The sequence below is a fragment of the Nostoc sp. NMS4 genome, from assembly GCF_017115095.1.
Classification (GTDB): Bacteria; Cyanobacteriota; Cyanobacteriia; order Cyanobacteriales; family Nostocaceae; genus Nostoc.
Map to the genome: position 1 here is coordinate 24,357 of NZ_JABXKI010000235.1, position 10,521 is coordinate 34,877.

Consider the following 10,521-nt stretch of genomic DNA (forward strand, 5'->3'; position numbering starts at 1 on the left):
GGATGTTTTTGATAATAATTGCTGAGTTTGTGCTGTACTAACTTGCCGTTTAGTGTCCGCACTCCCCGCACGGTGAAATACTGACAAGCTAAAAAAGTATTATTCGCAGAAATCAGCCCAAAGTATTGAAGTTGAATTTTTTTCCACCAAGTTTTTAGGGCATTGGTGTCAGCATAAACCATCGTTTCTGTAAAGGGGCCGCGCATGGGGTAGGTAAAGATCAGTTCCCCAAATAACGCTTCTTCAACCTCTTTGGCAATTGTGCGGAAGGCGTTAATGTGCGATCGCTCTTGGGCGGATTCCAAATCTAATGTATCGCAGATTAAGCGAAAATCTTCTTGAGCGTAAAGTCCGGCTGCACTGGTTTGATTGAAAAAGATAGTTGCAATTTCAGCAGAAACAATTTGTGAGTAGTAAGCTACCCAGTAAAGTTGGTTTAAAATTATACGCTGATGTTGGCTGGACTGTGACCATAAAGGTGTACCATATAGCAGTGAAAATTCCTCTGGGTTCCAGTACTCGTTTTGACAATCTTCATAGCGAAACTTGGTGACAGCTTCATCCATTAAAACAGTATGATCTTGCTGTTTGTTGCGGGTGTGGTTAATTTGTAATTTGCGATGAATAGTTTTTTCCATATCTTTTTTTATTTCACGCAGAGATAAGATTGATATTTATTACACACATTGATGGGCGGGGAGTGGTTCAAAAGCTCCGCGTTCTTCTAAATTTTGCAGGATAGACTGGGCTGATTTTCCTCCCATGAGCGATCGCAATATTTGTAATCGGGTTCCGCTATGAGTCTCTGTATCTAGTTCTTCTAAAATTTGGATTTTTTGCGATCGCGTCAGATGTCCTTTGACTTGTTCGACTGCTGTGAGTAAACTTTGTGGCCCCACCTGTACCATAAACAAAAACTGTGCCAATACATCAAGAATTGTTGTTTGACTAAATACTGAAACAGTAATTTGATTAAACAAGGTGGTTCCCGTAGCGTGATGACGCGATTCAGATTGTAAAAAACTAGAAAAGAGTTCTGCTAAAACTGGATAGCGGCATTCCTTTGCTAAACGCCGATAATGGCTTAAACCCCATCCTTCTAAAACGACTTGCAGCACAAACAATAAAACTGTTTTATCTGCACTTTCCACCACTTCTGATAGTAAGCGTAAAAACGGATCGTCCGTACTTTTTACTTCCATTGCTGGTAAAAAATGGCTAATTTGATGAAGGTGGGTAGCTTCATCAGCCGTAAACAATCCATAAAGCATTCGTTCTTCAACTGTTTCGGCTAACAGTACCATTTTTGCCATATAGCCAACACCTGCTTTTTCAATGAAGTATGATTCTTCTAATAAACTGCGGTTGGCAATTTCCAGAATAGCAGATTGTTCATTACTATTAGATTGTTGAAAAACTTTGACTTGATGTAAATTAAAAAAATCAGCATCCCAATAATTTAATTGCGGGTAATCAGCATAATTATTTTGATTAGGTAATGCTCCTGTTAATATCCGTTGCAAACGGTTATCAGAATCCGTGTGTGGTAGGTCAAAACCAACAATATTATATTTTAAATCCATTTTTTTCCTGTTCAATTTGGGTTTGAATATTCGGATAATTAAGAGTTTCCCAAGTTCCCCATTTTAAAGCTTTCTGGTGATTAACGTGCTGAATAAATTGCAGAATAGATTGATCTGCTTTGGTGGGAGTCTTCAAATCAAACTGAATTGTTTGAAATACCTGCGTATCACCTTTTGCAAAATAATTACCAACCTGCTGAGTTAACCATAACAAACCACGATTTAAAACCCATCCCCAAAATCCCGGACGCTTGGGAGTCACAAGAATTGTTTGCCCTTCTGTTTTACCACTTTCGAGCATTCGCAGCGTAAATATAATGTAAAAGTGTAGGAAATCTGGCCCTAACGTGACAGTACCAGTACTCCCATACCAATAACACATACTATAAGTAACTTCATTGCGATATAGAGGACGAATCAGGCGAATTATCCAAGAATCATCGCCTCCCCGTGTAGTGTTACTGAAGGTAATAGCTTTAGAGTTGAGGTCTTGAGAATCAAATACAATCTCTAAGGGCAGATTGTGTACTGTATTGAAATGATGAGCATCAATCGCATTAATTAGTAACACATTGGGATGGCAGTTTTTGACAAACCGAGTCCCCAATATATAATCACAATCTGCGTGTTCTAGTTCGGGAACAAAAGGCAGCAAACTTGGCTTTTCTTCTCCCACCCAAACCCAAATCATGCCGTACTTTTCCGCCGTATACCAAGTTTTAATACACACAGGTAAAGGTTTTCCGAGAGAAGGAACATCTACACAAATTCCGTCACTATCATACTTCCAATTATGAAAAAAACAGCGAATTCCATCACCTTCTACCTTACCTTCTGCTAAATGAGCGCCCATGTGAGGACAATAAGCATCCACCACTACCACTTCACCACTAACTCCCCGATAAATTGCCAAATTTCTACCCAACAACGTTACAGCTTTCACCTGGCTAACTTTTAATTCTTTCGATGGTAATGCCCAGTACCATCCCTCTACAAATTGCCTTGGATTGTTAAAGTTTAAATGTGGGCTGGTAGAATGCATAAAATATCACCGATGCTCATTAAAGTTCATATATAAAGCAATATAATTCAGTTAAGCAATTTTTTCCTTCTCTTTCCTTTCTCTGTGTCCTCTGCGCCTCTGCGGTTCGTTAAAAAAATTGCTTTGATAAAGATTACTAGCCTTAACCCAAGCGTAGTAGCCAGAAAAAGTAATTAAATTATCTGGCGCAATTTTTTTAATTTATACCGAATAAAAATTAAATAAGAACAGAATCTTGCACAGATTCTAACAATGATTTTGACCGCCACATCCGTTGTCCAGCACAGGTAAGATTATCATAATTAATTTCAGTTAAACAAACCAATTCATCACCTAACCGATAGCCAGGGTTTTTTTCCTCGAAAAACTGGATATGAGGATTAGTCTGTCGTCCTGACGGAATTTCAATCAACCCTTCCCGCAAAATTTGGGGATGGGGAAACCGGACAATACCACTTGCTTCTTGATATAAGCTACCATAATATCCCTGTGCCAAATTCCCCATTAGATGCTGAATATCAATAGGTGTTGTGACATCATAACGAGGGTAGAAATCTTGCCAAAAAGTAGGGAGAAAACGATAAGTGCGAAAACCAGAACAAATTAGCAGCCAGTAAAGTTTATTTTCTGCATAGTGTTGATGCAGAAAATTGATGGCCGCAATCCAACTTCGTGGTAGTGTTGTACTCGACCAAGCACTCGGATCAACAATAGTGTCGCCCGAATATACCACACTAATTTTTTCTCCTAAAAAAGTCTTTTGGCATAACATCAGAGTTGAAAATCCTTTAAGTGCATTGGATGTTTCATCTCTCAATAATAAAACCCAGCTTTTACGCTCTAGATCAATTTCAAATCCATCCCAAGTTATACCTTGAAAGTGATTTTGTAGCAACGCATACATGGCAGTGCGATCGCTTGGTTGCAACTTTTGAACAGGAATCAGCAAACTCTTCATTATTCGGAAATTACCTAAACTCAATTTATATGATGTTTTAATTAAAACTTTATCGACCATTATGGTAAATTTACGGTCTTATGTGACAGATTTCAGAATGGTTATTTACACTACTGTGAAACCAGAGACTTATTGTCTTAACTTAAGCGAGGGTGGGAGATTGGACAAATGCAGGATATCAGTAAACAAATAAGATACCCACCCACTACTCGCATACTAACAATAAGGGTGTTAGTATATCTTTCACCAGCTGAATCTGACTTATGAAATTAGTTTGCTCCCAAAGCGATCTCAGTACAAACCTCTCACTTGTGAGTCGTGCAGTACCCTCACGACCAACTCATCCAGTACTTGCCAATGTGCTGTTACAAGCGGATGCTGAAACTAACCAAGTAAGCTTAACAGCCTTCGATCTCAGCTTGGGAATCCGCACCAGCTTTAATGCAGAGGTATGGCAAAGTGGCGCGATCGCACTTCCTGCTAAATTACTTGTAGACATCACCTCTCGTCTTCCAGAAGGCGAAATCACTCTTGATGATGAATCAGCCCTTACAGGTGCAACATCTGGTGGAGAAGGTTTAATTGTTACACTCACACCCAAAAGTGGACATTACCAAGTCCGAGCGATGGGGCCAGAAGAATTTCCCGAACTACCTGTAATTGAAAATACAGAAGTAATCCATCTCACCACCACCGCATTAATTGAGGGATTACGCGGTTCATTATTTGCGACAAGTGGTGATGAAACCAAGCAAGTACTCACCGGAGTACATTTAACAGTTAAACAAGATACCCTAGAATTTGCAGCTACCGACGGACATCGCCTCGCAGTAGTAGAAACTAGCAACGAGCGCCCTTTAGGCGGAACTAGTCAATTAGAAGTGACAGTACCAGCTAGAGCATTACGCGAACTTCAACGAATGCTAGCTCATAGCGCCTCATCAGATGAACCTGTAGCTTTATATTTCGATCAAGGTCAAGTCGTGTTTGCATGGCAAAATCAACGTTTGACTAGTCGCACATTAGAAGGGCAATATCCTGCTTATCGACAATTAATTCCGCGCCAATTTGAGCGACAAGTAACAATTGAACGGCGACAATTTGTCAGCACTTTAGAACGGATTGCTGTGTTAGCAGATCAGAAAAACAATATTGTCAAGGTTAGTATTGATAGCGAAGCTCAAGAGATTACCTTATCATGTGAAGCTCAAGATGTGGGTAGTGGTAGAGAGTCAATGCCGGCACACATTTCTGGTGAAAATATTGACATTGCTTTTAACATTAAATATCTGATGGAAGGCTTGAAAGAGTTACCATCTTCCGAAATTCAAATGCATTTGAATCAAAGCCTAACTCCAGTGATTTTTACACCATTGGGCGGTTTGAAAATGACCTATTTAGCTATGCCGGTGCAACTTAGAAGTTAAAAAGAATGATATAAACCCAATAAATGATTTATTACTCAATACGCTTGGGTTAAGATTTTATCTTCCCTAACCCTCCTTAAAAAGCTACTGTGTACACATAAGTCTCTCTTAACAGAATTTACGGTTTATTCTTTTCCCCCACTTTTTTAAGGGGGGCTAGGGGGGATAAAAACTTTGTGGGGCTAGGTTATAAGACTTGTGTGTACACCCTAGCCTTGGTAAGGAGAGGGATGTTCGTCAGGACAGGGTAAGCTGATCTAACTTGGTGTAATTTTAACTTGATCAATTAAATAAGATCATCCTAAAGGAGTGTGTGAAAAACTTTAGATAAGTCGTATAATCACTTGATTCTTTTCTGACATGGAAACATGGTAATTTTACGCATAGTCAGTTTGGGATTGCTTTTTGCTACCTTTGCAATGTTTTTGCTGCTAACCGGCAAAGGTCGATTTTTGCTCAAATCGATGGTAGTGCAGATCAAGCAGGGAATTCGGAGTTTACTAAAAAATCTCAAATTATGGTCTTTTAATGACCAAGAGGATCGTGGAGCATCATTTAAATTTCCAGTTGATCCAAAGCGTAAAAGGGGGGAATCTGGTTATGTAAAATCTAACGGGCTGGTATCAAGACTGTCAAAAACTATAACAATTGCTGCGATCGTTGTGGCAGCAGTAATAGCTGGAAATACTGTATCTGCTCAGGTTACGGCGTTACCACCTCTAGCTTCTCTCAAGACTGTTTCGGTTCCAGAACCTGATAATCTTGGAGACTTTATAAAAGACAAAGTAGCCGCCATTAAGTTAGGAAAGGCTCTTTTTTGGGATATGCAAGTTGGTAGCGATGGAAAAACCTCCTGTGCTACTTGCCATTTCCATGCCGGAGCCGACAGCAGATCAAAAAATCAGATATCTCCTGGTCTGATGCGGATCAACGCGGATGGCACAGAAAACCCAGATACGGTTTTTAATGTCGGCGGTAGGCCGAACTACCAGCTCAAGCCAGAAGATTTTCCCTTTCACAAGTTGTCAAATCCAAATGATCCGACAACAGTTGTGTCTGACCGGAATGATATCGCCTCTTCCCAAGGAGTTATCAATACCAAGTTTGTTGATGTAATACCGGGTAATGCAGAAGACCAAGTAACGCTTCAACCAGATCCCGTGTTTAACGTGGGAGGTGTAAATGTACGTCGCGTCGAGCCACGTAACGCGCCAACTGCGATTAATGCAGTATTTAACTTCCGCAACTTCTGGGACGGTAGAGCGCAAAACATCTTTAATGGAGTGAATTCCTTTGGTTTGAGAGATTCTCATGCTTCTGTCGTCAAAGCACAGACTCCAAATCAGCTAAAATTTGTCAAAATCAGCCTCAATAATTCGTCTTTAGCTTCTCAAGCAGTCGATCCACCACTTAGCTCCTTCGAGGAATCTTCTGATGGTCTTACCTTTGAAGAAATAGGTGATAAGTTCGGATCAATTGATCGCAAATCCGCCAGCGTTAGCAAGGGTAAGAAGCTCCCCAGAAAACTTGCTAAAAAGTTATTTCCTCTGAGGCCGCTAGGGAAACAACTTGTGCATCCACAGGACAGTGTTTTAGGTACAGATAGCAGATGGCCTGAACCTGGACTGAGAGATGAAAGCTATGATCGCCTAATTAAAGATGCCTTCAAGTCGGAGTGGTGGAAGTCTAATCAACTCATTCAAATTGATGCTAAGGGTGTGAGAACTTTTGTTAAGAAACCGGATCGCTCTTTGGAAACCAATGAGTACAGGTTAATAGAGTACAACTTCTCGCTATTTTTTGGGCTGGCAATTCAAATGTACGAATCTACGCTCATCGCTAACGATACCCCACTCGATCGCTTCTTGGAAGGAAACACCACTGCCCTAACTGGGCAACAGCAACGGGGGAAACAACTGTTCGAGGGTAAAGCTCAATGCAACCTTTGTCATAATGGGGCAGAACTTAGCAGTGCTTCTGTGAGTTCTGTGCAGAAACAAAGGATTGGGATTCTTAAGATCCCTAATTTCAGTAGATTCGTCTTTGACAATGGCTTTTTCAATATCGGCATCAGACCGACATTAGAAGATGTTAGTGTTGGAGGTAATGACCCATTTGGGAATCCGCTTTCGGAAACGAGACTGGCTCTACTGGGAACTTTCCAGCAACTTCTCGGTTCCCCATCCAACACCACAGTTAGCTCTAAGGACACAATACTTGCGGATGGTAGTTTTAAAACTCCTGGACTCCGCAATGTCGAACTGACTGCCCCTTATTTTCACAATGGTGGTTCTTTAACTTTGCAGCAAGTGGTAGACTTATACAGTCGTGGCGGAGATTTCCGCAAACAAAGCGCCCTTGCAGTGTTGGGACTAACTGAAGCCGAAAAAAATGATTTGGTAGCCTTCCTCAAATCGCTCACTGATGAGCGAGTCCGCTATGAAAAGGCGCCATTTGATCACCCACAACTGTTTGTTCCAAATGGACATCCGGGTGATTCTACATACGTGATCAATGATGGTACTGGCAAAGCCACAGATAGTCTACTGGAAATTCCTGCTGTTGGTAGTCATGGTGGTAATGGCACTCCAAATTTCCTCGTCACTTCCAGACAGTGGTAAGTAAATAGCGTTTCCGTGTTGGGGAGCTTTTGGTGGGGGAAACCCGGCACTAAATCCCCAACACCGGAAATTATACAAAATATTGAAATCGGGTTGCCAGGTGGAGCGATACAGACTGGCTGCTAATGGCATGAAGAGCTTGATTGGAATCTTTACGTATAATTGCTGTTGAACTGTTGCAGTTGACTTCTCTACACCGCACCCAGGCAACTGCCGACGCTATTCAATTCCTCAATCCCCTTCAGCTTCACATAATCAGCGCTAAATCACCCAAACTACCCAAGATGGTAAAACCTACTACGATTCGACCTACGTTACTAATCCTAAATAAGGGACTTGCAAAAGCCTGATTTTGTTGAGTTTGGCTTTGTTCAACCCAAACTAGGGGAGCTGATGGTGCGATTTGGTGATTTGTTTAATCGGAATTTCAATCCAAAATTCTGTACCTAACCCCGGCTGAGAATCGCATCTCAACACACCACCGTGTTTATCTACAACAATTTGGTAACTAATTGATAACCCTAAGCCAGTGCCTTTTCCCACTGGCTTAGTTGTAAAAAATGGATCGCAAATTCTCGCCTTTAAAGATTCGGGTATTCCTGGTCCATTGTCTGCAATGCGAATGATTACGCTCTTGATATTGCCTTCAAGTTCTCCAAGAGCAGTACTGATAGTAATTTGACTGTTATGATGTTTTAATTGAGATTGCGTGTAATCTTCTAAAGCATCGATTGCATTGCTTAAAACATTCATAAATACCTGATTTAGCGGCCCGGCATAGCACTCCACTAAAGGAAGGTTACTATATTCTTTGACTAATTTAATCGCCGGACTTTCTGGTTTTGCTTTCAAGCGATGCTGCAAAATTAGCAAGGTGCTATCAATGCCTTCATGAATATTAACTGGCTTTTTTTCTGCCTCGTCAAGGCGAGAGAAATTCCGTAAACCCAAGACAATCTGCCGGATGCGATCGACCCCAATTTTCATGGAAGATAGAGTTTTGGGCAAATCTTCTATGATAAATTCTAAGTCGATCTCAAGTGCGCGATCGCTAATCTCAGGGTTAGGGTTGGGAGTATTTTGTAAATAGAGTTCTAATATACTGAGCAAATCTTGAGTGTAATCGTTGACATGATTGATGTTGCCATAAATGAAATTCACGGGGTTATTAATTTCGTGAGCCACACCAGCTACCAGTTGACCTAGTGAGGACATTTTCTCAGTTTGGATCAACTGGGTTTGAGTTTGCTGTAAATCATGCAAAGCTTGAGTCAGTTTTTGGGTCTGCTCTTTGGTTTGATTATGTAATTGGGCTTGTTGGAGTGCAACCCCAAGCTGGTTGCCAATTTGAGTAATAAACTTAATTTCTGAGGCTTCCCAATGGCGGGGTGCAGAATTCTGGTAAGCTGCTAGTAAGCCCCATAGCTGTTGCCCGATAAATATAGGTGCGATCGCATAAGCTCTTGCTTGAATATGCTCTAAAGCTGTAACATGGCATTGAGAGTGGCCAGCTTGATAAATGTCATCGACTACAAAGGTTTCATTGTGACGATATCGCCCACCTTGGGTTTGCTGCAAATAGCTATCTTGCCAAACTGTGGTGGTATCTGAATCTACTACTTTTACCCAGCCATCACCCACAAATTCGGCGATATATTCACCACTCCAATCAGCCTCGAAGCGGTAGACTGCAACTCGATCCGCTTGTAGTGATTTACAGATTTCTTGGGTGGTTGTCTGAAAAATTGCATCTAGGTTAAGAGATTCTCTAACTTTCGCCACAACTTCAAACAATACCCGTTGTTGTTCTGCTGCTTGTTGCAAATCTAATGTTTGTTGTTGTGTCTGAGTGAGTAAATCAGCTTGCTGGAGTGCTACACCCATTTGCGCCGCAATCTGGCTGAGAAAGTTAACTTCAGAAGTTTTCCATTGTCGGGGGCCAGTGTGTTGATAAGTTGCTAGCAAACCCCAAAGTTTTTGCCCAACAAAAATCGGCGCAAGCACAAAAGCGTAAATTTGAAACTGCTGTAGATTGTCGATATGACACTGAGTAAACCCCATCTTGTAGATGTCATCGACTGCAAATGTTTCATTGTGGCGGTAACGTCCTCCCTCTGTATCTTGTAAGTAGGTGTCATTCCAAATTGTATTAATACCTAGTTCTGACTCGTTCGACCAGTATGGACTAGCAGCCTCGAAATCTCCGACAAATTCACCACCCCAATTAGCATCAAAACGATAAACAGAAACGCGATCGGCTTTGATTAATTGACAAACTTCTTTAGTTGTGGTTATAAAAATCGTATTTGTGTCCAGAGATTCTCGAATCTCGGCAATAACTTTAAACACAGCCTGTTCTTGTTCAGACGACCGTTGTAACTCAACTGTGCGTCTTCTAACTTGTTTTTCTAAATTTTCATTGAAGACTTGTACTTGTTGCTGTAATTCATACTGCTGAACTGCGGAAGCAAAGTGTTTACTGAGGTTTCTAGCCAGTTCAATCTCTTCAATTGTCCATTTTTGAGCTTGTGCTGTTTTAGATTCGCGCCAAACCTCAAAGGATCGTCGGGGGTACAGTTGCCTTTGATCGCACTCATGCTGCCCCGCCCATAAAGTTTCTATGTCTACTTCATTGCGGAAAATACTTAAGTAGCCCAACAACTGCTGACGATATTGGAGTGGGATCATCAACACGCTGCGAATTTTAGTTGGTTGAAAAGCAACTTGCAAACTTCGGAAGCCAGGAGTGTTATGTATATCTGAAATCGCCCAAACATCGTAGTTAGTAAACTTGTAATGTTCTTGCCAGATATTATATTGCTCGATTAGTGGATATATAGTTTGTTCTGGCATTACAGGTTGCTGTCCACAGATATAAAGCTTGATACAA

The 10,521-nt window shown here is 41.1% G+C and carries 6 protein-coding genes and 1 pseudogene; 2 read left to right on the top strand and 5 right to left on the bottom strand.

Translation table 11 applies throughout. From position 1 onward, the window contains the following. The 4 genes and pseudogenes from HWQ37_RS21060 to HWQ37_RS21075 all read right to left on the bottom strand — a co-directional run. Positions 1-638, bottom strand: a pseudogene (locus HWQ37_RS21060) (P-aminobenzoate N-oxygenase AurF); the annotation flags it as partial. A gap of 39 nt (positions 639-677) precedes the next feature. Continuing rightward, the gene (locus HWQ37_RS21065) at positions 678-1,583 is read right to left on the bottom strand and encodes a ferritin-like domain-containing protein (protein WP_292750499.1); all 906 of its coding nucleotides are present in this window, start codon (positions 1,581-1,583) and stop codon (positions 678-680) included. Then, complete coding sequence (locus HWQ37_RS21070) at positions 1,567-2,625, bottom strand: aromatic ring-hydroxylating dioxygenase subunit alpha (protein ID WP_292750501.1); 1,059 nt, start codon at positions 2,623-2,625, stop codon at positions 1,567-1,569. The genes HWQ37_RS21065 and HWQ37_RS21070 overlap by 17 nt, the downstream gene beginning before the upstream one ends. A gap of 217 nt (positions 2,626-2,842) precedes the next feature. Further along, positions 2,843-3,643: a hypothetical protein gene (locus HWQ37_RS21075; RefSeq protein WP_292750503.1), complete on the bottom strand. Its 801-nt coding sequence runs from the start codon at positions 3,641-3,643 to the stop codon at positions 2,843-2,845. A gap of 203 nt (positions 3,644-3,846) precedes the next feature. On the opposite strand from HWQ37_RS21075, the gene dnaN reads away from it, so the two are divergent. Both dnaN and HWQ37_RS21085 read left to right on the top strand, forming a co-directional pair. Continuing rightward, a complete protein-coding gene (gene dnaN / locus HWQ37_RS21080) occupies positions 3,847-5,010 on the top strand; it encodes a DNA polymerase III subunit beta (RefSeq protein WP_292750505.1) in 1,164 nt (387 codons plus the stop codon). 368 nt (positions 5,011-5,378) lie between these two features. Further along, positions 5,379-7,631 carry a cytochrome-c peroxidase gene (locus HWQ37_RS21085; RefSeq protein WP_292750507.1) on the top strand — a complete coding sequence of 751 codons (2,253 nt, stop codon included), beginning with the start codon at positions 5,379-5,381 and terminating at the stop codon, positions 7,629-7,631. Positions 7,632-8,012: 381 nt separating this feature from the next. Here HWQ37_RS21085 and HWQ37_RS21090 read toward each other — a convergent pair. Further along, positions 8,013-10,521 (bottom strand): GAF domain-containing sensor histidine kinase (locus HWQ37_RS21090; protein ID WP_292750509.1); only part of this gene is annotated, 2,509 nt, incomplete at its 5' end.